Raw genomic sequence first — 24,720 nt, 5'->3', positions numbered from 1 at the left:
CACCCCGAGCCATCTGCGCGATCTTGGAGTTGTGGCGCCTCGCAAAGCTCCCATTCGGAAGATTCGAGGCGCCACAACTCCAAGAGAGGAAGGGGCCGGAAGCAGGGTCAGTCGACGGGCCAGGTGTGGACCGGCTCGTTGCCGCGCTGCAGCTCGGCGTACCGCTGGACCATGTGGTGCAGCGCGGTCTCCCGGTCCAGGCCCCGGTTCCGCTCGGCCGTCCACACCGTCTCGGTCTGCCAGACCGCACCGTTGCGGCCGGTACGGCAGCGGCCCTCGATCACGCCGAGCAGGCGGTCCCGCTCGGCCGGAGTGACACCGAACCGGTCCAGCCCGTGCGCGGCCACCGGAAGCAGCGTGTCGAGCACGAGCGTGGTCACCGGGACGTCCCCGAGCCGGGGCCAGTGCAGGACCGCCTCGATGCCGCGCCGGGCGGCGGCGTGGAAGTTCTCCTCCGCCGAGCTGAACGTCAACTGGCTCCAGATCGGACGGTCCGACTCGGCGAGGCCGCGGGCCAGCCCGAAGTAGAACGCGGCGTTGGCGAGCATGTCCACCACTGTCGGGCCGGCGGGCAGCACCCGGTTCTCCACCCGCAGGTGCGGGCGGTCGTTCATGATGTCGTAGACCGGCCGGTTCCAGCGGTAGACGGTGCCGTTGTGCAGCCGCAGCTCACCGAGTTGGGGCACGCCTCCGGCGTGCAGCACCTCGACCGGGTCTTCCTCCTCGCAGATGGGCAGCAGCGGCGGGAAGTAGCGCACGTTCTCCTCGAACAGGTCGAAGATCGAGGTGATCCAGCGTTCACCGAACCACACCCGGGGGCGTACGCCCTGGGCCTTCAGCTCGTCCGGGCGGGTGTCGGTGGCCTGCTGGAACAGCGCGATCCGGGTCTCCGCCCAGAGCTGCCGGCCGTAGAGGAACGGCGAGTTGGCGCCGACGGCGACCTGCACGCCGGCGATCGCCTGGGACGCGTTCCAGTAGTCGGCGAAGCTGTCCGGCGCGACCTGGAGGTGGAACTGGAGGCTGGTGCAGGCGGCCTCCGGCGCGATCGAGTCGGTGTGCGTCCGCAGCCGTTCGACACCGTTGATGTCCAGTTCGATGTCCTCGCCGCGGGCGCCGACGATCTGGTCGTTGAGGACGCGGTACCGCTCGTTCGTGGAGAGGTTGTCGGCGACCAGGTGGCGTTCGGTGAGCGTGGGCAGGATGCCGACCATCATGATCGTCGCGTCGGACTTGGCGGCCCGCTCGTCGGCGCGACTGAGGCTGCTGCGCAGGTCCTGCTCGTAGTCGGCGAAGCCGCTGCCCTCGATCAGCCGGGGTGAGGCGTTCAGTTCGAGGTTGAACTGCCCCAGTTCGGTCTGGAACAGCGGGTCGGCGATGTCGGCCAGGATCTGGTCGTTGCGCATGGCCGGTTCGGCGGCGGCGTCGATCAGGTTCAGCTCGATCTCCAGCCCGGTCATCGGGCGGTCGGCGTCGAAGCCGAAGTCGTCGAGCATCAGCGCGAAGACGTCCAGACACCGCCGGACCTTCTGCCGGTAGCGGACCCGATCCTCGCGGGAGAAGGCGCCCTGCTCGACGTCTCTGCCCATGTGTCCTCCCGGCGCTGGTGCGACGGAACCGTACCGTTCCGCAACGCATTGTGAACCATTCAGGTGGTGGGCGTAAGTGCGCCCGCCCCGCCACCCCGGCTGGACGGGCGACAGGTCTGCACCTGTACCCCGTCACCGCCGTCACCAGCGCGTCCGGGCCGAGAACTTCGCGTGACGATTCGCACCGCCGGGGCGTACGCGAGAAGAGCCCGCACCGTCGGTGAGACGGTGCGGGCCCCGCGGCCGGTGCCGGGCTCAGCCCTGGCGGACGGCCTCACCCTCGATCTCGATCTTGACCTTGCGGCCGACCAGGACGCCACCGGTCTCCAGCGCGACGTTCCAGGTCAGACCGAAGTCCTCCCGGTCGATCTCGGTGGAGGCGGAGAAGCCGAAGATGTCCTGCCCGAACGGGCTGCGGCCGACGCCCTCGAACTCCACCTCGAGCTCGACCTGACGGGTCACACCCTTGATGGTCAGCTCGCCGACGAGCACGAACTCGTTGCCCTCGCGGGACTTCACAGCGGTGCTGCGGAACTCCAGCGTCGGGTACTGCTCCGCGTCGAGGAACTCCGGGCTGCGCAGGTGCGCGTCGCGGTCGGCCTGGGCGGTGTTGATGCTGGCCGCCTGGATGCTGGCGGTGACCGAGGACTGCATCGGGTCGTCGGTGACGGTGATGGTCGCGGTGGCGTCCGCGAACTCACCGCGTACCTTGCTGACCATCATGTGCCGCGCGACGAAGCCGACACGCTTGTGCGCGGCGTCCAGCACGTAGGTGCCGGGGGTGGGGATGGTGAGACCCTCCCAGTCGCGGGTAGTCGCCTCGGTGCTGCTGGTCATGATGCTCTCCTCCGGAGAAGAATGTTTAGGAGCCCAACGACTGACTGAGCAACTATAGTTGAGGCAATATTCCCCGTGTCAAGTGTTGCTAGGATGGTGGAGTGGACCAGAACGTGTTCGACGACCCCCGGATCACTGCCGTCGGCCTGCTCGTCGAGGCGCACGCCGGGCTCGCCGCCCGGTTCGCCGCCCAGTTCGAGGAGCACGGCCTCTCCCCGGTCGAGTTCGAGGTGCTGACCCGGCTCGCCCGCTCCCCCAACAACCAGCTGCGGATGACCGACCTGGCCGCGCAGACCTCGCTCTCCACCAGCGGCGTGACCCGCGTGGTGGACCGGATGGAGCGGGACGGGCTGATCTGCCGGCGCGCCTGCCCGTCCGACCGGCGCAGTTCCTTCGCGGTGGTCACCACCGCCGGGCTCAGCCGGCTGGACGACGTCCTTCCCGGTCACCTGCGGATCATCGAGCAGTGGTTCACCAGCCAGCTCGACCCGGCACAGCTCGACGGGCTGCTGGACGGGCTGCGCCGGGTACGCGACGCGGTCCATCCGGGCGCCACGGCCGGCAGCACCGAGCCGGCCGAGGATGCCGCCTGACGGTCCGCGCCCTGTCCGGCACTACCGGCCGGTCACCGGCAGAACGACCGGCAGAATCGCCCAGACGTCCGGACAAAGTGGTCCACATCCTCCCGAATCGGTCGTCTGACCTCGGTAGTCTTCCGGCAGCGGGGGGCACCGGGGGGTGCTGGCGCGAGCGTGGAGCGAGGGGCAGCACCAGGGGGCTACTTCGCTCGCGCCACCCCCGCGCCCTCCGCCTCCCCGCGCCCGGCCACCGCGCCCGTGGCCACCGCGACCCGCCGGCTACGGGCGCTCATCGCCCGCGTCGCGCCGACAGGGAGAACAGCAACTCCTCCTCCTGCGGCAGCAGGCTGACGCCGGTGACCTGTCGCGCCGCGTCCAGCCGGTCCAGCAGTGCCGGATCAGCGGTGCTGACCGCCAGCCCCACCAGCGCCTCGACCAGATCCCGCCGGTCGGCGACACCCTCGGCCGCGTCGGCAGCCGCGGCGAACCACTCCGCCGCCAGCTCCCGGTCTCCCCGGTGCAGCGCCACGTGCCCCTCGATCAACCCACGCAGCGCGTCCTCGGTCCGGGCGTTCCCACCCGGGCCGGGCGGGTCGAGCATCTCCACGGCCGGTGGCCGGCGCCGGCCCGGCACCACGTCCGACGGCCACAGCTCGGCGACCGTGGCCAGCGCCTCGTCGGAGCGCCCGGCGTGGGCGAGCGCCAACCCGACCGCGCCGACCGTCCGGCGTCGACGCCCGGGATCACCCAGCTCCGCGAGCGCGGCCGCCACCCGGCGTCCCTGCTCGACCGCCTCGGCGTACCGGCCCTCCAGGCGGGTCAGCTCGGCCTGATCGGCCCGCGCCAGCACACGCAGGCGCTGGTCACCGCACTGTGCCGCCAGGCGGTCGACGGTGGCAAGCCGCCGCCGGGCGCCGGCCAGCCGCCCTTCGCGTACGTCGTGCCAGGTCAGGTGCGCCTGGGCGACGGCCATTTCGCGTACCCGGTGGTGCCGGGTGGCCGAGGCCAGCGCGGCCTCGGCCTGCTCGCGGGCCTCGTCGTGCGCGCCGATCCCGGGCAGCAGCGCGCAGAGCACGGACCGGGCGGACAGTTCGCCGGTCACGTCGCCCGCCTCGGCGAAGACGGCCAGGGCGGCCCGGACCGCCGGCAGTTCCTCCGCGCCCGCGCCGTGCTCGGCGGCCAGCCGGGCCGCGCCCAGCATGGCCCAGGCCCGCAGCGTGGGCGGGGCACCCGCGGTACGCGGATCGGCGAGCAGCCGCCGCAGCCGGCGCCGGCCGGACACGTCCCGCCCGCGCAGCCGCCACCATCGGGGCAGCGAGGCGGCGAGCAGCAGCGCGGTCTCCGGCGCGTGCTCGGCGGCGTACGCCAGCGCAGCGGTGATGTCGCTCGTCGCCTCGTCGAGCACGTGCACCGCGCCGGACATCTGTGCGCCCACGAGCCCCGGCGCGGTGCGACGGACCAGACCGGCGATCACCGTGGCGTGCCGCATCCGGATCCGGTCGGCCTCGCCGTCGGCGTCGGCCTGCTCCGCGGCGAAGTCACGGACCGCGTCCAGCAGACGGAACCGGAACGGGCCGGTGCCCCGGACGCTGAGCAGGCCCAGTTCGCGCAGCCGGTCCAGCATCGGCGCGGCGTCCCACCGCCGGCCGCCGTCGGCGAGCAGTTCCTCGGCCAGCTCGACCGACCAGCGGTTACGGAACGCGGACAGCCGCCGCAGCGCCGCCCGGTCGGCGGTGGCGAGCAGGTGATAGCTGGTCGCCACCGCGTCGCGCAGCGTCACCGTTCCGGTGGACGGGTCGGCGGGCTCCCAGCCGGGGCGTACGCCGGTCAGGTCCAGGACGCGGTCGCCGTAGCGGTCGAGCAGCTCGGTGACGTCGAGGATGCGTCCCCGTGCGGCCATCAGCTCGATGGCGAGCGGCAGTCCGCCGAGCCGGCGCACGAGCGCGGCCAGCGCCGGCAGCTCGGCCGGGGCCGGTGGTTCCCGGCGGGCCTGGGCGAACCGGGCGGCGAACAGCGCCGCTGCCGGCCAGCGGTCCAGGTCGGCCCGGTCGGCGGGCTCGGCGCCCGCAGGCGGTACGTCCAGCGGTGCGACCGGCCGGACCATCTCGCCGGGCAGGCCGACCGGGCGGCGGCCGGTCACCAGCACCCGCAGGGTCGGCGCGGCGGCGGTCAGGACGCGGAGCGCCCCGGCCACCGCGTCCGGCGCCCGGTCGACGGCGTCGACGAGCAGCAGCGCCCGCCGGTCGCCGATCCGGCAGGACAGGTCGGCCAGCCGGTTCACGCCGAACATCGACGCCGACGCCGCCAGCACGTCGGCCGAGTCCGAGCCCTCACCCACGAGCACCCCCGCGACGCCCGCCGGGTGGCGGGCCGCCACCGCGTGCGCGACGGTCACGGCCAGCGCCGTCTTGCCCACCCCGGCGAGCCCCACCAGGCTCACCACCGGGTACGCGTCGAGCAGGCCGGACACCTCCGCCACGTCCCGTTCGCGGCCGAGCAGCGGTACGGGCTGGGGCAGCGCCACGGGCGGATCGGCACCGGCACCGGCGGCGGGAAGGCGGGATGCCGCGGGCCGGGCGGTGTCGACGAACTCCCGCCGCTCGTCACCGCTCAGCCCGAGCGCGTCGGCCAGCAGGTCGACTGTGGTGCGTTGGGGCCGGGTGGCCCGCCCCCGTTCCAGATCGCGGACCGTCCGTACGCCCACGCCGGCCCGGCCCGCCAGCTCGGCCTGGGTCAGGCCGACGGCGAGCCGGTGCCCGCGCAGCAGGTCGGACAGACCGGTACGACCGCTCGGGCCCCGCGCACGGTCATGATCCGGAGTCATGGGCACGAAGATTACGGATGGACTCCGACGCTCCACAGCCCATCGTCAACCACCCGACCGTCCACCGCCGATATCCGACAGGGCGCGGTTTCGGGCGTCCTCACATGCCGAGGTCGCGCGCGATGATCATGCGCTGCACCTCGCTGGTGCCCTCGCCGATCTCCAGGATCTTCGAGTCCCGCCAGAAGCGGGCCACCGGGTACTCGTTCATGAAGCCGTACCCGCCGTGGATCTGCGTCGCCTCGCGGGCGTTGTCCACGGCGACGGTGGAGGCGTGCAGCTTGGCGATGGCCGCCTGGCGCTTGAACGGCTCACCGGCGAGCATCCGGGCGGCCGCGTCGTAGTAGGCCAGCCGGGCCGTGTGCGCCTTCATCTCCATGTCCGCGATCTTGAACTGGATGGCCTGGTAGTTGCCGATCGGCTGACCGAACGCCTGGCGCTCCTTCGCGTACTTGATCGACTCGTCCACGCAGCCCTGGGCCAGGCCGACGGCGAGCGCCGCGATGGCGATCCGGCCCTCGTCCAGGATGCGCAGGAACTGGGCGAAGCCCCGGCCGCGCTCGCCGAGCAGGTTGGCCGCCGGCACCCGGCAGTCGTCGAACGTCAGCTCGTGCGTGTCCGACGCGGTCCAGCCGACCTTCGAGTAGCCGGGCGCGACCGTGAAGCCGGGCGTGCCCGACGGCACGATGATCGTGGACAGCTCCTTGCCGCCGTCCGGCCGCGTGCCGGTGACGGCGGTGACGGTGACCAGAGTGGTGATGTCGGTGCCGGAGTTGGTGATGAACGCCTTCGAGCCGTTGATCACCCACTCGTCGCCGTCCAGGACGGCCCGCGTCCGGGTGCCGCCGGCGTCCGACCCGGTGCCCGGCTCGGTGAGCCCGAAAGCGGCCAGCGCCTCACCGCTGAGGAGCTTCGGCAGCCACTGCGCCTTCTGCTCCTCGGTGCCGAAGCGGTAGATCGGCATCGCGCCGAGCGACACCGCCGCCTCCAGCGTGATCGCCACGCTGGAGTCGACCCGGGCCAGCTCCTCCAATGCCAGGCAGAGCGCGAAGTAGTCGCCGCCCATGCCGCCGTGCTCCTCCGCGAAGGGCAGCCCGAACAGGCCCATCTTGCCCATCTGGCGGACCATCTCGTACGGGAAGGTGTGCTGCTCGTAGTGCTCGGCGATGGTGGGCGCGACCACCTCGCGGGCGAATTCCCGCACGCTCTCCCGCAGCGCCTGCTGCTCCTCGTCGAGCCGGAAGTCCATGTCGATCCTCCTGGAAGGGCGGGCCGCCGGGCGCTCGTGACGCCGGGAGCGGCTGAAGCGTTAGGAGGGGCCCCTTTACATGCACCAGGCGTTAAGAGGGGGCCCTTCCTTACAGGTCAGACGGGGGTGACGCCGTGTCGGCGGTGGGAGAAGTCGCGGTTCTTGGTGCGCGCGGCGGCGAACCGGCGTACCAGCTCGGCCCGCAGTTCCTGCGGCTCGATGATCGCGTCCACCACCAGCTCGCTGGCGAGGCGGACCACGTCGATGTCGCGCTCGTACTCCTCGCGCTTCGCGGCCACGAACGCGGCCCGCTCGGCCTCGTCGGAGATGGCGGCGATCTTGTTGGCGTAGACCGCGTTCACGGCGGCCTCCGCGCCCATCACCGCGATCTTCGCGGTGGGCAGCGCGATCGTGGCGTCCGGTTCGAAACCGGGACCGGCCATCGCGTACAGACCCGCGCCGTACGCCTTGCGGACCACCACACAGATCTTGGGTACGGTCGCCTCGGAGATCGCCGTGATCATTTTCGCGCCGTGCCTGATGATGCCCTGCTTCTCCACCGCGCTGCCGACCATGAACCCGGGCACGTCGCTGAGGAACAGCAGCGGCACGTTGAACGCGTCGCAGAGCTGCACGAACCGGGTCGCCTTGTCGGCCGAGTCGACGAAGAGCACGCCGCCCTTGAACATCGAGTTGTTGCCGACCACGCCGACGACCTCGCCGTTCAGCCGGCCGAACCCGATGGTCAGCTCCTTCGCCCACAGCGCCTGGATCTCGAAGAAGCTGCCCTCGTCGAGCAGACCCTTGACGTACCGGCGCATGTCGAACGCCTGCCGCTCGCTGGCCGGCACCAGCGCGGCCAGGTCGGCCTTCGCCGGCGCGGCCACCGCCTCGGCGGCCGGCGGATCCTGCTTCCAGTTCGACGGCAGGTAGGACAGGTACGTCCGCACCACGTCGAGCGCGTCGTTCTCGGTCTTGCAGAGGAAGTGCCCCACACCCGACTCGGCGCAGTGCACCTTCGCGCCGCCCATCGCCTCCAGCGTGGTCTTCTCGCCGGTGACCATCTCGACCATCCGGTCGGAGCCGAGGTACATGCTGGCGTTGCCGTCCACCATGGCGACCACGTCGCAGAACGCCGGGATGTACGCCCCGCCCGCCGCGCTCGGCCCGAACAGCGCGCAGACCTGCGGGATCGAGCCGGAGGCGCGGACCTGGTTCCAGAAGATCTTGCCGGCACCGCGGCGGCCCGGGAACAGGTCGACCTGGTCGGTGATCCGGGCACCGGCCGAGTCGACCAGGTAGACCATCGGCACGCCGGTCGCGTACGCCCGCTCGATGATCCGGATGATCTTCTCGACGGTACGCGCGCCCCAGCTGCCGGCCTTGACCGTGGAGTCGTTCGCCATCAGGCAGACCTGGCGGCCGTCGATCGTCGCGGTGCCGGTGACCACGCCGTCGGCGGGCAGCCCGTCGGCCATGGCGTTGGCGTAGAGCCCGTCCTCGACGAAGGAGCCCTCGTCGACCAGGTACGCCACGCGCTCGCGGGCGAACAGCTTCCCCTTCGCGGCGTTCGCCGCGTGGTACTTGTCCGCTCCGCCGGCGCGGGCGCGCTTGCGTAGCTGCTCCAGAGCCTCACCGTCGAGCGTCACGCCGACTCCCTTGCACCCCACCGACCTGAACGATCGTTAGGCTACCCCACCCGCACCATCTCCGGCACCCCACCACGCCCCCGCACCCTGTCCACCCCCGTGATCAAGGAGTTCGTGTCCTGATCCGGGCCTCCGGGGGACACAAACTCCTTGATCAACGGGGCGAGAGACGGGAACAGTGCGGGGGTCAGGAGGGGAGAGGGGTCAGGCGGGTCCGGGGGCCGGCCCGGAGGACTCCGGACGGGAGTCGCTTGCCCACCAGGGACTCGGCCAGTTCGGCGGCCTCGATCAGGGCGTCCAGGTCGATGCCGGTGTCGATGCCCATGTCGTGCAGCATGTGCACCGCCTCCTCGGTGGCCAGGTTGCCGCTGGCACCCGGGGCGTACGGGCAGCCGCCGAGGCCACCCACGCTGGCGTCGAACTCGGTGACGCCCAGTTCCATCGCGGTGAGCATGTTCGCCAGCGCGGTGCCCCTGGTGTTGTGGAAGTGCAGCAGCACCGGCAGGTGGGCGTTACGGTCCCGGACCGCCGTGACCAGCTCGCGGACGCGCCGGGGCGTACCCATGCCGGTGGTGTCGCCGAAGGCGACGCGGTCCGCCCCGTCGCGGGCGACGCGGTCGACGATCGCGGCGACCCGGCCGGGGTCCACGTCGCCCTCGTAGGGGCAGCCGAAGCTGGTCGCCACGATCACCTCGGCGGTGGCACCCGCGCCGTGCAGCAGGTCGATCAGCTCGGCGATGTCGTCGAGCGACTCGTCGGTGGACCGGTTGACGTTGCGGCGGTTGTGCGTGTCGCTGGCCGAGACCACCACCTCGATCTCGGTGAAGCCGGCCGCCAGCGCCCGCTGCGCGCCCCGGGTGTTCGGCACCAGGGCGGAGTAGCGCACGCCATCGGCCTTCTCCGCCCGCTGCCACACCTCGTCGGCGTCGGCCATCTGCGGGATCGCCTTCGGATGGACGAAGGAGACGGCCTCGATGCGCCGCACCCCGGTGCGGGACAGCGCGTCGAGCAGCCGCACCTTGGCGTCGGTGGGGATGGGCTCCTCGTTCTGGAGGCCGTCGCGGGGACCGACCTCACGGATGCTCACGGAGTCTGGGAGTTCCGCCATCAGATTCACCTCACTGGGTCGAAGGTCAGCGCATCCGGGAGACGATGCCGGTGTCGTAGTCGCCGGAGAGGAACTCCTGGTTCTCCAGCAGCTCGGCGAAGAACGGCAGGTTGCACCTCGGGCCGGCGATCTCGAACTGGGCGACCGCCGCCCGCGCCCGCTGGACCGCCTCCTCGCGGGTGTCCCCGGTGAGGATCAGCTTGGCCATCAGGCTGTCGTAGAACGGTGTGACAGTGTTGCCGGCGACATAGCCGGAGTCGACGCGGACGCCGGTGCCGGACGGCTCGTTCCAGGTGGTGATCGCCCCTGGACCGGGCAGGAAGCGCTTCGGATCCTCGGCGTTGATCCGCAGCTCGATGGCGTGCCCGCGCGGGGTGAGCGCGTCCGGGTCGAACGTCGGCGCCAGACCGGCCGCCACCCGCAACTGCTCCTCGACCAGGTCGACGCCGTAGACGTACTCGGTGACCGGGTGCTCGACCTGGAGCCGCGTGTTCATCTCCAGGAAGAAAAATTCCTGCGTCCCCGGATCGAGCAGGCACTCCACAGTGCCCGCATTGCGGTAATTGACCGCCTCGCCGGCCCGCACCGCGGCGGCCAGGAAGCGCTCGCGCAGCTCGGGCGAGACCGCCGGGGACGGCGACTCCTCGACCAGCTTCTGGTTGCGCCGCTGCACCGAGCACTCCCGCTCGCCGAGCGCCACCACCCGGCCGTCGGCCAGGCCGAGGATCTGCACCTCGACGTGGCGCACCCGGGGGAAGTACCGCTCGATCAGCACCGAGCCGTCGCCGAACATCCGCTCGGCGAACGCGCGGACCTTGTCGTACTCGGCGCGCAGCGCCGCCTCGTCCGCGGCCACGCCCATGCCCATGCCGCCGCCGCCGGCGGCGGCCTTGACCATCACCGGGTAGCCGATCTCCGCGGCGGCCGCGACCGCCGCGTCCAGGTCACTCGCCGGTTCGGTGGTGCCGGGCGCGACCGGCACGCCGGCCGCCGCCATCAGATTCCGGGCGTTGATCTTGTCGCCCATCGCGGTGATCGCGTCGGCGCCGGGCCCGACCCAGATCAGGCCGGCCCCTTCGACGGTACGGGCGAAGTCCGCGTTCTCGGACAGGAAGCCGTAGCCGGGGTGGATCGCCCGCGCGCCGGTGCTACGGGCGGCGTCGAGGATCGCTTCGGCGTTCCGGTAGCTCTGCGCCGGGTTCGCCGGGCCGACGCAGATCGCCTCGTCGGCCTCGGTCACGAACGGCAGCGCGCCGTCGGCCTCCGAGTGCACCGCGATCGTCCGGATCCCGAGCCGTCTACCGGTACGGATGATCCGCCGCGCGATCTCCCCCCGATTCGCGACCAACAACGATTCGATCATCTTCTGCACGGACGTGACCCCTTCTCGACGCAAAGCCGGGGTCTCTTCTTAACACGCGTTAAGGTGCGCGCGGCGTGTCAGGTCGGGTCGGTGGGCGCGAGCAGGGCCGCGAGGGTCGCGCCGCGCAGCAGTTCGGCCCGGCGCCGGCGGTCCACCTCGCCGCCGAGGAACGGGGTCGAGTTCATCAGGCCGAACGCCGCGTGGGCGAGCACCCGGGCCGCGCCGTCGGGCAGGCCGGGGTGCAGCGCGGTCAGCACGGTCACCCACTCCTCGACGTACATCCGCTGGAGCCGGCGGATCCGGCGGCGCGGCTCGTCCGGGAGGCGGTCCAGCTCGTGCAGGTGCAACGCGATCACCGCCGGATTCGCCAGCGCGAAGTCGACGTGGAAGTCGATCAGCGACTCCAGCGCCCCACGCGGATCGCCCGGGTGACCCGCGGCCCGTTCCCGGCCGCCCGCGAGCAGCCCCTCACTCACCGGGATCAGGGCGGCGACGAGCATCGCCTCCTTGCCGGCGAAGTGGTGGTAGAGCGCCGGACCGGTGACACCGGCCGCCGCGCCGATGTCGTCCATCGACACACCGTGGTAGCCGCGCGCCGCGAAGAGGCCGACCGCGATCTCCAGGATCTCGTCCCGCCGGGACCGGCGCCGGGCCGTACCCGCCGCCCCCCGTGCCTGCTGTTCCACCGCCACCGGACCAGCCTAGACCTCGTGTTCGAGCTGGGGCAGCCGCGGTTACCCAACGGTTGCCCCAGCCCGTCGTGTCAGTTCTCCTCGATGCCGTGGTCGGCGCGGACCTTCGCCGCCTCGGCGTCCCGGCCCTGCTCGTCGAGCGCGCGGGCCAGCAGCCAGGCGGCCTGGGTGGCCGAGCGGGAACCGGAGGGCAGCCCGCCGAGGACCGGCCGCAGCAGCCCTTCGGCCTGCTCCGGCCGCCCGTCGCGCAGCAGCAGCTCGCCGGTCAGCACCTCGACCTGCGCCGCCTCGCCGAACGCCTCGATCGACCGCAGGCGCTCCGGCACGCCGCCCACCCGGTCCAGCGCGGCGGTCAGGCGGTCCTCCCCGATCAGCACCCGGGCCACCGCGTCGGCGGCCATCGCCCGCTCGTACGTCACCACCGGCGGCTCGTCGGCCTCGGCCGGGAGCGCGGCCGCCGCCTCGTCCACCCGCTCGATCGCGGCGACCGCGGCCGGCAGGTCACCGGACCAGTGCAGGGCGAGCAGTTCCCGCCGCCGGGCCCGCAGCTCGTCCACCTGGTAGCCGGCCAGCCGCCAGGCGGTCGCCGCCGCCGCGAACCGCTGCGCGGCCAGGGCGTCCCGGTCGGCGTCGTAGAGCAGGCCACCGGACTCCTCCAGCACCTGCGCCCGGTGGGGGAGATTGTCCGGCCCGTCCAGGTTGTCGGCCAACGTGTCGAGCACCGTCAACGCCAGATCCGTCTCGCCGAGACCCGCGTAGATGCCGGACAGCATGTGGCGGCACCGGTCCGCCTCGGCCTGCGCGCCCGCCCGGTCGAGCCCGAGCACCGCCTCCTCGGCCACCTCGGCGGCCTCGGCCAGCCGCCCGGCCGCCCGGTACGCCTCGGCCAGCTCCCAGCGCAGCAGCGCGTCGCCGTCGAGCCCCTGCTCCACGCAGAGGGTGACCGCCTCGGCCAGATCCTCCACCGCCTCGCCGGACCGGTCGGCGGCCATCAGCGCCCGGCCGCGGGTCACCCGCAGCGGCAGGTGCGCACCGGCCGGAGCGACCGACAGCGCCTCCTCGCACGCGGCCACCGCGTCGGCCGGATCGTCGGTGGCGCGGGCGTACGCGAGGCAGGCGCCGGTGAGCATCTCGGCGTCGCCCAGCTCGCCCGCCAGCCGACGGGACCGCGCCGCCGCGTCCCGGAACTCCTCGGCCCGCTCCAACTGCTCCAGCACGTGCGTGCGGTGCAGCGCGACCCGGCCCGCCAGCCACGGGTCGGCGTCCGCCTCCGCCTCGGCGCGGTCGAGCGCGTCGAGCGCCTCCGCCCACTGCTCGCGGTGCACGTGGGCCAGGGCGAGCCGGTCCCAGCCGGCGGCCCGGTCACGCGGCCCGCCGTGCTCGGTCAGGTAGCCGGCCGACTCCCGGGCCAGGGCCAGCCCCTCGTCCGCGCTCTCCTCGACCATGCTGAGCAGCACACCGAGCCGCCCGGCCACCACCTGGGCGCGCAGCGGGTCCGGCACCTCCCGCCACGCGGCCAGCGCCTCCCGGTTGACAGCGATCGCCACCGGCACGCCGTCGTCGTCCTGGGACAGTTCACCGGCCCGCAGCTCCAGCCGCCAGGCGCGGGTGGTCGCGGGCACGTCGGCGTCGCCGAACCGCTCGTCGTACGCGCGCAACGCGGCGAGCAGGCCGTCCCGGCGGTTGGTGCGCCAGCACTCCTCGGCCAGTGCGAGCAGCTCGTCGGCACCGGCGTCGGCCGGCACGGTGACCGGCTGCGCGGAAGCCGCCGTCGCATCCGGGCCGGTACGCGGCGCGGGCACCGCCGGGCGGCGCAGGCTCGCCGACAGCGGCAGGTGCTCGCCGACCGGCCCGGCCGCCAGCTTGCGGGCGATCAACCCGGACTGGTGCGTGGTGCCGTTGCGCGCGTCGAAGCGCTCGGCCAGCGCGGTCGCCGTACCGGCCAGCTCGTCGGCGAGCCCACCGGCCGGCACGTCGGCCGCCGGCCGCTCGCCGGAGGCGCGGCGGTGCACCGTCAGCTCGGCCGGCACCTGGCGCAGCGCAGCCGAGGCGGCGGCCGCGAAGTGCATCCCGGCGGCCGGGGTGGGCGCGCGGTCCAGCCAGTCCAGGTGCCGCTCGACCAGCTCCAGCGCGCGGGCCTCGTTGCCGGTCACGGTGCAGAACTCGATGTGCTCGCCGATGTCCCCGAGGTCGGCGAGGTTCCCGCGCACCCGCCGGTACGCCTCCCGGTGCGCGTCCCGCGCCGCGTCGGTGCGGCCGGTCTCGCGGTAGGGCGTGAGCAGCGCGGTGAGGATTCCCTGCGGCTGCTCGCTACAGGTCAGCCGGCCGGCGAGCACCGGCTCGGCCAGCGCCACCGCCTCCTCGTGCCGGCCGTGCCGCACCAGGTGCGCGACCTGGGTGGTCGGGTCGCAGCCGGCGCAGTCGGACAGCGCGTCGCGGGGTGTGGTCATCCACTTGCGGTACCACTGCTCCGCCGCCTCCTCGTCGCCCAGGTGCGCGGCCACCAGGTAGCGGTGCTTGTGGACGGCCTGGAGCGAGTGCCCGGAGTCCCGGTAGCGCCGTTCCATGTCGTCGAGCACCGCGTACGTCCGGTCCAGCGGCAGCTCCGGGAACTTCACCATGGCGTTGACCATGTACTTGAAGAACCAGAGCAGCTGGTGCGTGTAGCGCTGGTGGTAGGGCTGCGGATCCTTGTCGTACTCGGCCAGGCACCAGGAGAACGTGACGAACGACTTCGCCGGTTCGCCGCCGTAGACGTACGCGGTGGTGCCGGTGACCCGGGCGGCGAAGGCGAGGTGCCGGTCGTCGCCCGCGTCGGCGCGGCGCAGCAGCTGTTCCAGCGCGGCGATCTGCCCCGGGCCGTACGGCATGGATTCGATCTCGTGGTGCATCCGCCAGAGGTCGTCGTCAGTCACGGGTCTCTCCCGGTACGGCCCGGCCGAGCAGGCCGAGGAAGGAACTGTTCAGCAGTGCGGCGTCGGCCGCCCGGATCGGGTGGTGCCCGAGCAACAGGGCCTGCCCGTAGAGCGCCTCGACGGCCAGCCCGACCAGCTCCGGGTCGGCGAGCGTGGTGACCCGGCGGACCAGCGGGTTGCGATGGTTGAGCACGAGTTGCGGGCGGTCCGGCGGGGCGGAGGCGGCGAGCGCGTCGAGCACGCCGCCCCACAGCTCGTCGGCCTTGTCCCGGCTGGCGGCGAGCTGGTCGTGGAACGCGGCCGAGCGGGACACCAGGTAGAGCGCCGGCAGCGAGACCGGGTCGTACGCCCGGATCACGACCTCGCACCCGAGCCGTTCCAGGGCCCGCTGCGCGGCGGTGCGGAACGGCCGCAGGGCCAGCTCGGTCGCCGGGTCGAGGATCTCGAACCGGGTGGTGAGGTCGCTCGGCTCCAGCCGCTCGATCAGCACCGACCGGTCCACCGCGGGCAGCCGCTCGATCAGCTCGGTGTCGTACGTGTAGCCGCCGTTCACCACTGCCAGATCCTGCGCGGCGGCCACGGCGGCGAGCTGGCGGAACTCGTCCAGGCTGGCGGCGTACCGGAGCACGCCGTGCCGCTGCCGGAACTCGGCGAGCGTGAGCGTGCCGACGTTGGTGTCCATCGGCCACCACTGGTCGACCAGCCGCAGCATCTCGTCGTCGTGCATGGCGAGCGCCTTGACCCCGAGGTGGTGCACCTGGAGGAACTCGCCGAGCCGGCGCGGATCGTGCTTGGCGAGCCGGACCAGCCAGCCGCGGATCTGGTCGCCGAGCACCTCCCGGACGGAGGTGAGCAGCGCGTCCTCGTAGAGCGCCTCCCGGCTGGCGGTGGGGCGCAGCTCGCTCGCGTCGACCACGCAGTGGGCGAAGAAGGCCCACTCGGGCAGCAGCCCGTCGGCGTGCTCGCTGAGCAGCATCCGCTTGAGGTAGACGCGGTGCCCGGACCGGGCGGCCGGGTTCACCGCGGCGGGCAGGATGAAGGCCACGCCGGTCAGGCCGGCCTCGGGCACCGACAGCGGCACCACGTCGAACGGGACGAACCCGAGCAGTTCCTGGGCGTACCGCTGGAGGGCGGCCCGGTCCACGGGCGCACCGGGCGTGGTCGGCCACGGCGGCGGGCCGGAGGTGGTCGGCGTGTCACCGACCCGGACGTCGACCGGCAGCAGGCCGCCGTAGAGGCGGGCCAGCTCGGTGACAGTGGGCACGCCGAGCCACTGGTCGGCGTCGCGCCGGGGCACCAGCGTGACAGTGGTGCCGGGCTCGTCGCGGGCCTGTTCCGGCTCGGCGAGCCGCACCGCGTACCGCCCGTCGGACCAGCCCGTCCAGAGCACTGTGGGCTCGTCGGCGTGCCGGGTGACCACCCGGATCTCGTCCGCGACCAGGAAGCAGGAGAGCAGGCCGATGCCGAACTGCCCGAGGAACTCGTGCCGGGAGAAGCCCAGCTCGTCGCGCTTGGAGCTGCGGCCGATGGTGGCGAGCAGCTCGTGCACCTGCGCCTCGGTCAGGCCGATGCCGGTGTCGTGCACGCGCAGCGTCCCGTCGCCGGTAAGCTCCGGCGGCTCGATGCGGACCCGCGCCGGGGCTTCCGGCTCGGCGGACCGCCGTGCGGTGATCGCGTCGACGGCGTTCTGGAGCAGCTCGCGCACGTAGACCCGCGGACTGCCGTAGAGGTGATGACTGAGCAGGTCGACCACGCCACGGAGGTCTACCTGGAAGGTGCGGTCCAATCGCGCTCCCGGTTCGGATTTCGGCGCTCACCGTACCGGGCAGCGCCGACAGTGTCCGTCCCGTTCCCGCCGGCGGCTTGACCCTCGACCGGGTGCAGGGCACACCGTCTCCCGGCATGACGACCACCGCCGTCCCCGGCCGCGACTACCGGTTGCTCTGGTCCGCCGCCGTCTGCTCAAAGGTGGGGGACTCCCTGCGTACGCCGGCTCTGGCCCTGCTGGCCGCCACGCTCACCCGCGACCCTCGCGCGGTCGCCGCGGTGACGGTGGCCGGGCTCCTTCCGCCACTGCTGTTCGGCCTGCTCGGTGGCGTGTACGCGGACCGGTGGGAACGGCGGCGGACGATGGCGGTGGTGGACGGGGGCGCGGGCCGTGGTGGTGGCGGCACTGGCCTGGTTCACGGCGACCGGGCACGCCGGGATCGCCACGCTGATCGTGGCCGCGTCACTGCTCGCGCTGCTGGGCACGCTCTTCGACGCGTCCGCGTACGCGCTGCTGCCCACTGTGGTGCCACCCGAGGGGCTGGCCCGCGCCAACGCCCGCCTCCAGGCCGGAACAGCGGTGGCCGGCGGATTCGTCGGCGCCCCCCCCTGGCCGGCGTCCTCTTCGCCGTCTCCCCCGCACTGCCGTTCACCGCCGACGCCCTGACCTTCGGCCTCGCCGCCCTCCTCATCCTCGCCCTCAGTTCCCGCCGATCTTGCACTTCCCGCCCGGGCAAGGCCGTACGAACAGGACAGCCAGGGGGCCACAACCGCAAGATCGGCGAGGGCCGGGGCGGGGTTGGGGAAGGGGTTCGGTTTCTTCGCAGGGATCGGGTTCTGTGGGCACTCACCGTGGGGACCGCCGGGTCGAATGGCCATCGGCGGGCTGGCCTCGGTGCTCGCGCTCTACGCGCTGGCCGTGCTGCGGGTGCCCGAGGCGGCGTACGGGCTGTTCGCGGCCGGCGCGATCGCGGGCGGGCTCGGCGGCGCGCTGTTCGCCGGACGGCTGGCCGCCCGCTTCGGCACGCTGCCCACGCTGCGAGTCGTGCTGCTCGGGCAGACGCTGGCGCTGGCCGGGTTCGCGCTGGCCCGGCACCCGCTGACCGGCGGTCTCGCGCTGGCCGGGTTCACCGCCGGCTCCACTATCTGGAACAGCCTGCGGGCGGCGTACGGGCAGCGGCACGTACCCCCGGATCTGCTCGGCCGGGTGGGCGCGGCGCAGCGGATGGCCGGGCTGGCCGCCGCACCGGTCGGCGCGGCGCTGGCCGGTGCGGCCGCCCAGGCGTTCGGCCTGGCACCTGTGCCCTGGGCCGCCGCCGCGGTCTTCGCGCTGGTCACGGCCGCCGCCTGGGTGACCTTCGGTACGCGCACCGGCCCGCCCACCGCACCATCGCACTGATCACCCGCCCGGCCGAGCGGATCGGCTGCCCGGGTCAGCGGGCCGGACCGGGCAGGTCAGCCGCCGGACCGGGCAGGCTCGAAGCCGGCCAGGCGGACGGCGATACGGGCACGGGCCGGCGGGAGCGCGGAGACCGCCCGGAGCAGCAGGTCGCGCAGCGGGCGCACGACAGGCGGTGCGGCGGCGAGCCGGGTCAGCCCGGCCGCGAAACCGAGCACCTCCTCGGCGCGTGGGCGGCGGTCGGCGGCGTACCCGTCGAGGGCCTGCGGACCGGCAGCGAGTGCGTCGCCGAGCGCGACCGCGTCGCGTAGGCCGAGGTTCATCCCCTGCCCGCCGGCCGGGCTGTGCACGTGCGCGGCGTCCCCGGCGAGCAGTACCGGCCCGGAGCGGTAGGTGCTCGCGATCCGGTGGTGGATCCGGAACCGGGACGACCACGCCATGCCGGTGACCCGGTCCGGCCGGCGCGCCGGGCCGCGCTCGTCGAGCAGCGCCTGGAAGTGGCGCGCCTGCGGGTCGCGCGGCGCGTCGGCCACTGTGGCGACCAGCCGGACCGTGCCGTCGGGCAGCGGTGCCCAGACCAGTGGGCCCCGGCGGGACAGGAAGAGGCTCACCTGGTCGCGCGGGAGCGCGCTGTCCACGTGGACGTCGGCGAGCAGGAACGACTCCCCGGGGTCGGCCGGGCCGCCGAAGCCGATGCCGGCGAGTTCGCGGACCCGGCTGTGCATCCCGTCCGCGCCGACGACCCAGCGCGCCCGGACCGTGCGGCCGCCGTCGAAGCGCGCGACGGCGCCGTCGCCGTCGAGGTCCAGCCCGGTCATCTCGTACGGCCGCAACACGTGCTCGCCGAGCGCGGTGAGCCGGTCGCTGAGCACCGCTTCGGTCTCGGCCTGCGAGATCAGCAGCGCGTACGGGTAGCGCGACGGCAACCGGTCGAAGGGGACGGTGAGCAGCACCCGGTCCCGGTCGCGGACACTGAACCGGGCCGACCGCAGCCCTCGGGCGGCCAGCGGCGCGGCGACGCCGATCCGGTCCAGCACTTCGAGGGTGCCCGCGTGCACGACCGCGGCGCGTGAGGTGACCGGCGGTTCGGCGAGCCGGTCGACGACCGTCGCGGTCATGCCGTGCCCGGCCAGCGTCACCGCCACGGCCAGGCCGGTAGGCCCGGCTCCCACCACGAGGACGTCAGTGCGTTCGGGCAGCATCGTTCCACCTCCGGGTTCGGGTCAACACCTGTTTGCCAACGCTTGTTGACTTCACTGTAGAACCGATGTCAACAGGTGTTGGCCTACAGTCGTGGACGTGACCGAACCCGCCACCCGCACCCGCCGCTCGGACGCCACCCGGGCCGCCATCCTGCGCGCCGCCCGGGAACGCTTCGCCACCGACGGCTACGACCGGGCCACCATCCGGGCCATCGCCGCCGACGCCCGCATCGACCCGTCGATGGTGATGCGCTACTACGGCAGCAAGGAGGGGCTGTTCGCCGCGGCGGCCGAGTTCGACCTGCGCCTGCCCGACCTGGCCGAGGTGCCGCCGGACCGGCTCGGCGAGACACTGACCCGGCACTTCGTGCGCCGCTGGGAGGCGGACGGGACACTCGTCGCCCTGCTCCGGGCGGCCGCCACCAACCCCGGCGCGGCCGAACGGATGCGCGGCATCTTCGCCGACCAGCTCGCCACCGCGGTGGCCCGATCCGGTGCCGACCCGGCGACCGCCGCCCGCCGGGCCGGCCTGGTGGCCAGCCAGATCCTCGGTCTCGCGTTCACCCGGTACATCGTCCGGCTGCCACCCGTGGTCGACCTCGACCCGGAGGAACTGGCCGACTGGGTCGGCCCGACGATTCAGCGCTACCTGACCCAACCTTTGCCCCCGTCCCGCGCGTCTGGCGGGTGACGGAGGGAGGAGCCGGATGGGGCGGAACGCGGACGACGGGCGGGCGGACTACCTCGCCTTCGTCGAGGCGCACCAGCACCGGCTGCTGCGCGCCGCGTACCTGATCTGCGGCAACCGCCACCAGGCCGAGGATCTGCTCCAGGACGCGCTGCTCAAGCTGGCGCTGCGCTGGTCGTCGGTGCGCGACGGCGACCCGGCCGCGTACGTGCGCGCCATCCTCTACCGCGACGCCGTCTCCTGGTGGCGGCGCCGGCGGCGGGAGTGGCTCAGCGCGTACCCGCCGGACCGGCCGGGCGCCGACGCCGCGCTGCGGCTCACCGTGCGCGCGGCGCTGGACCGGCTGCCGCCACGCCAGCGGGCCGTCGTGGTGCTGCGCTACTTCGAGGACCTGACCGAGGTCGCCACCGCCGAGGCGCTCGGCGTCACAGTCGGCACTGTCAAGAATCGTTAGAAGCTAGGGTCGATGTTGCCGACACGGACGTCGATCTAGGGGGACGGTTCTGATGGTACGGCGGAAGACCCGGTCCGGAAATCGGGGCCGGTTCGAGAGCAAGGACGCGCTGCTGGCCGGTGGCGTAGAGGTGCGGGCGTTGCGGTATCAGCGCGCGAGTCAGGACAAGAAGGAGCAGGGCAAGAGCGTCCACGACCAGGGCGTGCTCAACCTGGCGGAGATCACGAAGCGGTCCTGGACGGACGCGGGGTCGTTCACCGACAACCACCGCTCGGCCAGCCGGCGTGCGACGAAGGAGCGAGAGCAGTTCGAGTTGCTGATCGAGCAGATCCGCGCGGGCAAAGGTGACGTGCTCGTGGTTTGGGAGATCTCCCGCAAGGAACGCGACCTCGCGGTCTTCGTGAAGATCCGCGACATGTGCCACGAGGTCGGTTTCAACTTCTGGCTCGTCGGCGGTGTGCTGTACGACCTGCGGGACAAGAACGACCGGATGATGCTCGGCTTCCAGGCCGTGCAGGCCGAGTGGATGGCCGACTCGATCCGCGACAACGTGCTGCGCGGCATCGTCGGCGCCGCCGAAGCCGGCCGCCCGCACGGGAAGGTCACCTACGGGTACCGGCGAATCTACGACCAGCGCACCCGTGCCCTGCTACGTCAGGAGCCGGACACCGAAATCCGCACGGCCGTGGCGGCCGACGGGACGGTGACGCAGTACTCGCGGGCACAGGTGGTGCGGGACAACTTCCGCAAGATCTCCGAGGGCACGCCGCTGACCGCGATCGAGGCCGAACTCAACCGGCTCGGCATCCCCGCCTCCGAGGGCGGACTCTGGCGGCGCGGCATCCTGCGCAAGCAGGTGATGAACCCGGCCTACATCGGCAAGCGGGTACTCCGAGGCGAGATCGTCGGCGACGGCATCTGGCCCGCCCTGGTGGAGGAGGAGACGTACTGGTCGGTGGTGCGGATGCTGGGCGACCCGTCGCGCACCACGACCCGGCCCGCTCGCGCGGTGCATCTGCTGTCGTACCTGGTGCGCTGCGGCGTGTGTGACGGGCCGCTGTCGTCGCAGAAGGTGAACCGGCACGGCTGGACCGGGCAGGTGTACTCGTGTCTGCACAAGCGGTGCGCCGCGGTGAAGGCCGAGTACTTGGACGAGTACGTGCAGCGCACGGTGGTGGCGTGGCTGTCCCGCCCGGATGTGTACGACATCCTCACCGCCGCCAGCGCCACCGACGAGGACGTCGCGCACGCCCGTGCCGAAGCGCAACGGCTGCGCGGGGAGTTGGAGGACTGGCGCAAGCTCGGGGAGGAGGGCGAGGTCACCGCGATCGCCTACGCCCGAGCCGAGAAGGGCCTCCTCGCCCAGATCGCCGAGCACGAGCAACGGGCCGCCGACGCCGGGATCCCGGCCGTGCTGCGCGGGCGCATCGGCGACGAGGCGGTGCAGGCGTGGCAGGAACTCGGCGACGACATTCCGGTCAAGCGGGAGATCATCCGCCTCGTCGCCGACATCAAACTCCTGCGCGCCGGGTTCAAAGGCGAACGCCGCACCTTCGGCCGCCACCGCCTCGACTGGCGGTGGAAGTTCGGCCCGCAAGACCAGCGCGCGGCCTGAGCCGCGGCGGTCGACAGATGCGACGGGTCGGCGGACGACTTGACCTTCCGCCCGGCGTGAGCGTCGATCGTGTCCACGCCCGGCCTCGAACCTGCGAGGGCCGGGCGGTGTGACCCATCGAAGGAAGGTGGACTGCCGTGATCCGCGAGCGACTCAGCGCCTTGGCCGTAGTGCCGGACGACGTGACCGACCCACTGCTGTGGCGGCTCGCTCTCGACGTCGCCGCCGCACACCAACCCAACGAGCACGGCGACTGCCGCAACCTGCAGTGCGCCGGCCAACGTGGCATGTGCGCCGCAGCGCGTCACGCCCGCCGCGCGATGACCTTAGCGCGTCGGCCTCGCCTGGTCGTCGCCCCGCCGAGGCCGACGCGGGACAACCATCGCGTTGTGCGTGAGATCGACTCGCCCACATTGTTTGGCGGTTGGTTCGCTTCGGCCAACTCCCCGGCCCCAACCGGTGGTGGAGCGCAGATGGCGCGCGCCTTCGCCGCTTGAGGCGTTGGGAGATCGCGGGCTGCGCAGCGAAGTCGTGCGCTCGCCCGGGGCGGCACGCCTGCAGTAACAAAAGCGCAGGAGTCAGCGGCTGGCGGGCCTGGGGACCGGGGGTGGGTACCAGGTGGGGCAAACAAACGGCGAGGGTGAGGCGCTGGGGCTGCCCGACACCTTGACCTCGACGTCGCGGGTCACGGTGAAGTTGGCCGGACGACTCGGCCCGGTGCATGCCTGCCGCTCCGCAGCGGCCGTCCCGGAGTGATGCCACCACAGCCAGCCCACACCGGCAGCGCCGAGGACGAGTCCCACTGCCAGGCCGGCGAGGACGTTCTTCGCCACCGGCAACCACTCGTCGCTAAACGAGCGGCGCGCATCCGAGGGCGCCGTGCCGATGGTGGAAGCTGGTGCGAAGGCGCGGGGTGTGGCGGGCTCGGGCATGTTGTAGACGACGCTCTCCAGCCGGGTGGCGAGCTGCTCGAGTTCTCGCAGGTTGAGCCGGTCGGGTAGCTGCTCGACGGTCTCGGCGAAGCGTCTCAGGTCATGGCTGTGCTCGGTGAAGACGGTGAGCTGAGCCGCGGACCGGTCCAGCCAGGGAATCGTGTCGGCGAAGTGCGCCAGGTGCAACGCTGACTCATCGAGCGCAGGTATGGTCTCCGCGAAGCGGGTCAGGAGTAGCGCGGACTCGTACAGGCTTGAGTCGACGTCCGGTAGGTGGGCAACCGACTCGCGGATCAGTTCGGCGGCCCCGTGCGCAATCTGTCCCGCCTCCTCCAACCGCGTGACAGTGGCCTTCAGCTCGACCGTCGTCTCCTTGAGCCATTTTCATCCTGCGTAGCGGTTCGCTTCGACGTGGTGCAGGGCGAGGATGGCCTGGACGATCGCGGTGGCTCGGCGTGGGCAGCAGCGCAGCTTGACCAGAATTTTCCAGGTCTTGAGCGTGGCGATCGCTCGTTCTCCGCGGGCGCGGATCTTGGCGTTGGCCCGGTTCACGGCCTTTTGCCGGCGTGACAGCTTCGGGCGGAAGCGGCGTCGCTTGAACGGGGTGCGCACGCTGCCACGGGCGCCCTGGTAGCCCTTATCGGCGAAGGTCATCACATCCGCGCGGGTCAGAGCATCGATGATGCCGTGATGGCGGGCGGCGGTCAGGTCGTGTACCGACCCGGGCAGTGCCGGTGATGCCCACACGAGCCGGCCGGCGGCGTCCGCGATGACCTGCACGTTCACGCCGTGGCGTTTGTGCTTGCCGCTGTAGTAGAGCCTCTGATCGGCGACTCGGTCGATCGGGATGAGCGTGCCGTCCAGGATCGCGTACGCCAGCAGCCGGATGCGTCGCATCGCGGTGTCCAGGTCATCGGCTGCCGAGCTGAGCAGGGCGATCGCTTCCTGGACGTAGCGCCAAGCAGTGGCGACGCCGATCTCGAATCCGGCCGCGAGTCGGGTGTAGGTGTCGCCGTTGCGCAGATGGGCGAGAGCGAGCAGCGCCTGCCGGCCGGGTTCGAGACGCCGCCACCGGGATCGGCGCTGCTTACGGTGGCCGCGGATGCGTTCGGCGAGGTGGTTCAGGGTGCGGCTGGACAACGGAATCGTGGCGGGGTAGGACAGCATGGCGAGGCTCCCGGTCGGGGCTTCGAGTCTTGGTCGACAGCTGTCCTACCTGGAGCCTCGCACCCATCGATCACCGGGCCTACCGCAACCGCCCTGAGCTGCAAGATCAGCTTGGAAAAGGCTCCTTGTAAGAGCGGACGATCAACGCCGGCAACTCGTCCTTGATGGCGCCTAATCTGTTCAGCTCGGCGAGCGTCTGCTCGTCGAACTCCCGCTCACGGTCGCGTTTCCACTGCCGCAAGGTCTGCGGCGGGTAGCGTTCCCTCGTGTGCCGGTTGTCCACGATCTTGTGGTGCCGACCGCACAGCACCAGGAGGTTCGAGAACGCCTCGGTGTCGGAGGACTGGCTACTGCCGCGTGGCCCGCCAACCGACGCGGCGACGATGTGCGCGATGTCGCCCACAAACACGACCTCATCGCCGTCGACCACCAAGACAGGCTCATCGCACTGCGGCGCGTAGCAGCGGCCCCGGCTGAGCACGAACAACGCGCGACGTATCCGCTCAGGAACACTTCCTCGCCCTTGACCCACCGCCGCACCGTAACGGCCAGGTACGACAAGCATCGATGAATGGGGCCCTGGCCGCCGTCCACGAACTGCTTGCCTGCAGCCGCCTCATCCTGTCGGCGAGCCTGAGGGAGCCGAGGGTCCAGCGCCGCCGTGATCTTGGCAGAGGACCCGAGCTGCGGCACCG

Annotated in this window: 21 protein-coding genes and 1 pseudogene; 8 read left to right on the top strand and 14 right to left on the bottom strand. The window is 72.5% G+C overall.

Features of this window, described 5'->3' with window-relative positions; genetic code table 11:
* Positions 1 to 107 precede the first annotated feature (107 nt).
* Both KSK32_RS12650 and KSK32_RS12645 read right to left on the bottom strand, forming a co-directional pair.
* On the bottom strand, positions 108 to 1,586 hold the full coding sequence (locus KSK32_RS12650; protein WP_216931417.1) for a glutamate--cysteine ligase: 1,479 nt from the start codon (positions 1,584 to 1,586) through the stop codon (positions 108 to 110).
* A 255-nt stretch (positions 1,587 to 1,841) separates the two neighbouring features.
* On the bottom strand, positions 1,842 to 2,423 hold the full coding sequence (locus tag KSK32_RS12645) for a YceI family protein (RefSeq protein ID WP_216931416.1): 582 nt from the start codon (positions 2,421 to 2,423) through the stop codon (positions 1,842 to 1,844).
* A 101-nt stretch (positions 2,424 to 2,524) separates the two neighbouring features.
* Between KSK32_RS12645 and KSK32_RS12640 the strand changes: the two genes are divergently transcribed.
* Positions 2,525 to 3,016: a MarR family winged helix-turn-helix transcriptional regulator gene (locus KSK32_RS12640; RefSeq protein ID WP_120572439.1), complete on the top strand. Its 492-nt coding sequence runs from the start codon at positions 2,525 to 2,527 to the stop codon at positions 3,014 to 3,016.
* 274 nt (positions 3,017 to 3,290) lie between these two features.
* Here the strand turns inward: KSK32_RS12640 and KSK32_RS12635 are convergent, their stop codons facing one another.
* The 8 genes from KSK32_RS12635 to KSK32_RS12600 form a co-directional block, all read right to left on the bottom strand.
* A complete protein-coding gene (locus KSK32_RS12635; RefSeq protein WP_216931415.1) occupies positions 3,291 to 5,825 on the bottom strand; it encodes a helix-turn-helix domain-containing protein in 2,535 nt (844 codons plus the stop codon).
* A gap of 100 nt (positions 5,826 to 5,925) precedes the next feature.
* On the bottom strand, positions 5,926 to 7,074 hold the full coding sequence (locus KSK32_RS12630) for an acyl-CoA dehydrogenase family protein (RefSeq protein ID WP_216931414.1): 1,149 nt from the start codon (positions 7,072 to 7,074) through the stop codon (positions 5,926 to 5,928).
* 116 nt (positions 7,075 to 7,190) lie between these two features.
* Positions 7,191 to 8,723, bottom strand: coding sequence for an acyl-CoA carboxylase subunit beta (locus KSK32_RS12625; protein ID WP_216931413.1), 1,533 nt, complete (start codon positions 8,721 to 8,723; stop codon positions 7,191 to 7,193).
* 187 nt (positions 8,724 to 8,910) lie between these two features.
* A complete protein-coding gene (locus KSK32_RS12620; RefSeq protein ID WP_216931412.1) occupies positions 8,911 to 9,831 on the bottom strand; it encodes a hydroxymethylglutaryl-CoA lyase in 921 nt (306 codons plus the stop codon).
* 25 nt (positions 9,832 to 9,856) lie between these two features.
* On the bottom strand, positions 9,857 to 11,194 hold the full coding sequence (locus KSK32_RS12615) for an acetyl/propionyl/methylcrotonyl-CoA carboxylase subunit alpha (RefSeq protein ID WP_216936038.1): 1,338 nt from the start codon (positions 11,192 to 11,194) through the stop codon (positions 9,857 to 9,859).
* A gap of 77 nt (positions 11,195 to 11,271) precedes the next feature.
* Positions 11,272 to 11,886 (bottom strand): TetR/AcrR family transcriptional regulator, encoded by a 615-nt coding sequence (locus tag KSK32_RS12610; protein ID WP_216931411.1) that lies wholly within the window; start codon positions 11,884 to 11,886, stop codon positions 11,272 to 11,274.
* Positions 11,887 to 11,957: 71 nt separating this feature from the next.
* On the bottom strand, positions 11,958 to 14,801 hold the full coding sequence (locus tag KSK32_RS12605) for a hypothetical protein (RefSeq protein ID WP_216931410.1): 2,844 nt from the start codon (positions 14,799 to 14,801) through the stop codon (positions 11,958 to 11,960).
* On the bottom strand, positions 14,794 to 16,587 hold the full coding sequence (locus tag KSK32_RS12600) for an HSP90 family protein (protein WP_216931409.1): 1,794 nt from the start codon (positions 16,585 to 16,587) through the stop codon (positions 14,794 to 14,796). Before KSK32_RS12600 ends, KSK32_RS12605 begins: the two co-directional genes overlap by 8 nt.
* 116 nt (positions 16,588 to 16,703) lie before the next feature.
* On the opposite strand from KSK32_RS12600, the pseudogene KSK32_RS33375 reads away from it, so the two are divergent.
* From KSK32_RS33375 to KSK32_RS33365, 3 genes and pseudogenes are all read left to right on the top strand, one after another.
* A pseudogene (locus KSK32_RS33375) lies at positions 16,704 to 16,883 on the top strand (MFS transporter); the annotation flags it as partial.
* Positions 16,884 to 16,959: 76 nt separating this feature from the next.
* A complete protein-coding gene (locus tag KSK32_RS33370) occupies positions 16,960 to 17,235 on the top strand; it encodes a hypothetical protein (RefSeq protein ID WP_254187034.1) in 276 nt (91 codons plus the stop codon).
* 204 nt (positions 17,236 to 17,439) lie between these two features.
* Positions 17,440 to 17,967 (top strand): hypothetical protein, encoded by a 528-nt coding sequence (locus tag KSK32_RS33365; protein ID WP_254187033.1) that lies wholly within the window; start codon positions 17,440 to 17,442, stop codon positions 17,965 to 17,967.
* Positions 17,968 to 18,023: 56 nt separating this feature from the next.
* On the opposite strand, the gene KSK32_RS12590 is transcribed toward KSK32_RS33365, so the two are convergent.
* Positions 18,024 to 19,169: an NAD(P)/FAD-dependent oxidoreductase gene (locus KSK32_RS12590; protein ID WP_216931408.1), complete on the bottom strand. Its 1,146-nt coding sequence runs from the start codon at positions 19,167 to 19,169 to the stop codon at positions 18,024 to 18,026.
* Positions 19,170 to 19,260: 91 nt separating this feature from the next.
* Between KSK32_RS12590 and KSK32_RS12585 the strand changes: the two genes are divergently transcribed.
* The 4 genes from KSK32_RS12585 (at position 19,261) to KSK32_RS33360 (ending at position 22,423) form a co-directional block, all read left to right on the top strand.
* The gene (locus tag KSK32_RS12585) at positions 19,261 to 19,860 is read left to right on the top strand and encodes a TetR family transcriptional regulator (protein WP_216931407.1); all 600 of its coding nucleotides are present in this window, start codon (positions 19,261 to 19,263) and stop codon (positions 19,858 to 19,860) included.
* Between the two features lie 16 nt (positions 19,861 to 19,876).
* Complete coding sequence (locus KSK32_RS12580; RefSeq protein WP_254187032.1) at positions 19,877 to 20,311, top strand: SigE family RNA polymerase sigma factor; 435 nt, start codon at positions 19,877 to 19,879, stop codon at positions 20,309 to 20,311.
* 52 nt (positions 20,312 to 20,363) lie between these two features.
* Positions 20,364 to 21,926: a recombinase family protein gene (locus KSK32_RS12575; RefSeq protein WP_216931406.1), complete on the top strand. Its 1,563-nt coding sequence runs from the start codon at positions 20,364 to 20,366 to the stop codon at positions 21,924 to 21,926.
* Between the two features lie 137 nt (positions 21,927 to 22,063).
* Positions 22,064 to 22,423: a hypothetical protein gene (locus KSK32_RS33360; protein WP_289256554.1), complete on the top strand. Its 360-nt coding sequence runs from the start codon at positions 22,064 to 22,066 to the stop codon at positions 22,421 to 22,423.
* A gap of 81 nt (positions 22,424 to 22,504) precedes the next feature.
* Here the strand turns inward: KSK32_RS33360 and KSK32_RS12565 are convergent, their stop codons facing one another.
* The 3 genes from KSK32_RS12565 to KSK32_RS12555 form a co-directional block, all read right to left on the bottom strand.
* Complete coding sequence (locus KSK32_RS12565; RefSeq protein ID WP_216931405.1) at positions 22,505 to 23,194, bottom strand: hypothetical protein; 690 nt, start codon at positions 23,192 to 23,194, stop codon at positions 22,505 to 22,507.
* A 48-nt stretch (positions 23,195 to 23,242) separates the two neighbouring features.
* On the bottom strand, positions 23,243 to 24,025 hold the full coding sequence (locus tag KSK32_RS12560; RefSeq protein ID WP_216930649.1) for a transposase family protein: 783 nt from the start codon (positions 24,023 to 24,025) through the stop codon (positions 23,243 to 23,245).
* Between the two features lie 106 nt (positions 24,026 to 24,131).
* Positions 24,132 to 24,455: a DUF4085 domain-containing protein gene (locus tag KSK32_RS12555; RefSeq protein ID WP_216931404.1), complete on the bottom strand. Its 324-nt coding sequence runs from the start codon at positions 24,453 to 24,455 to the stop codon at positions 24,132 to 24,134.
* Positions 24,456 to 24,720: the final 265 nt, after the last annotated feature.

It is taken from the genome of Micromonospora sp. WMMB482 (assembly GCF_019038635.1).
Taxonomy (GTDB): domain Bacteria; phylum Actinomycetota; class Actinomycetes; order Mycobacteriales; family Micromonosporaceae; genus Micromonospora; species Micromonospora marina.
Note: the sequence above shows the minus strand (reverse complement) of the source record. Positions and strands in the feature narration are given on the sequence as shown.

What these genes read in the sequence shown, in the direction of transcription:
- KSK32_RS12575 (WP_216931406.1), top strand. Translation starts at nt 20,364, where the DNA reads ATGGTACGGCGGAAGACCCGGTCCGGAAATCGGGGCCGGTTCGAGAGC.
- KSK32_RS33365 (WP_254187033.1), top strand. Translation starts at nt 17,440, where the DNA reads ATGGCCATCGGCGGGCTGGCCTCGGTGCTCGCGCTCTACGCGCTGGCC.
- KSK32_RS12620 (WP_216931412.1), bottom strand. Translation starts at nt 9,831, where the DNA reads ATGGCGGAACTCCCAGACTCCGTGAGCATCCGTGAGGTCGGTCCCCGC.
- KSK32_RS12580 (WP_254187032.1), top strand. Translation starts at nt 19,877, where the DNA reads ATGGGGCGGAACGCGGACGACGGGCGGGCGGACTACCTCGCCTTCGTC.
- KSK32_RS12645 (WP_216931416.1), bottom strand. Translation starts at nt 2,423, where the DNA reads ATGACCAGCAGCACCGAGGCGACTACCCGCGACTGGGAGGGTCTCACC.
- KSK32_RS12590 (WP_216931408.1), bottom strand. Translation starts at nt 19,169, where the DNA reads ATGCTGCCCGAACGCACTGACGTCCTCGTGGTGGGAGCCGGGCCTACC.
- KSK32_RS12615 (WP_216936038.1), bottom strand. Translation starts at nt 11,194, where the DNA reads ATGATCGAATCGTTGTTGGTCGCGAATCGGGGGGAGATCGCGCGGCGG.
- KSK32_RS12630 (WP_216931414.1), bottom strand. Translation starts at nt 7,074, where the DNA reads ATGGACTTCCGGCTCGACGAGGAGCAGCAGGCGCTGCGGGAGAGCGTG.
- KSK32_RS12560 (WP_216930649.1), bottom strand. Translation starts at nt 24,025, where the DNA reads ATGCTGTCCTACCCCGCCACGATTCCGTTGTCCAGCCGCACCCTGAAC.
- KSK32_RS12635 (WP_216931415.1), bottom strand. Translation starts at nt 5,825, where the DNA reads ATGACTCCGGATCATGACCGTGCGCGGGGCCCGAGCGGTCGTACCGGT.
- KSK32_RS12650 (WP_216931417.1), bottom strand. Translation starts at nt 1,586, where the DNA reads ATGGGCAGAGACGTCGAGCAGGGCGCCTTCTCCCGCGAGGATCGGGTC.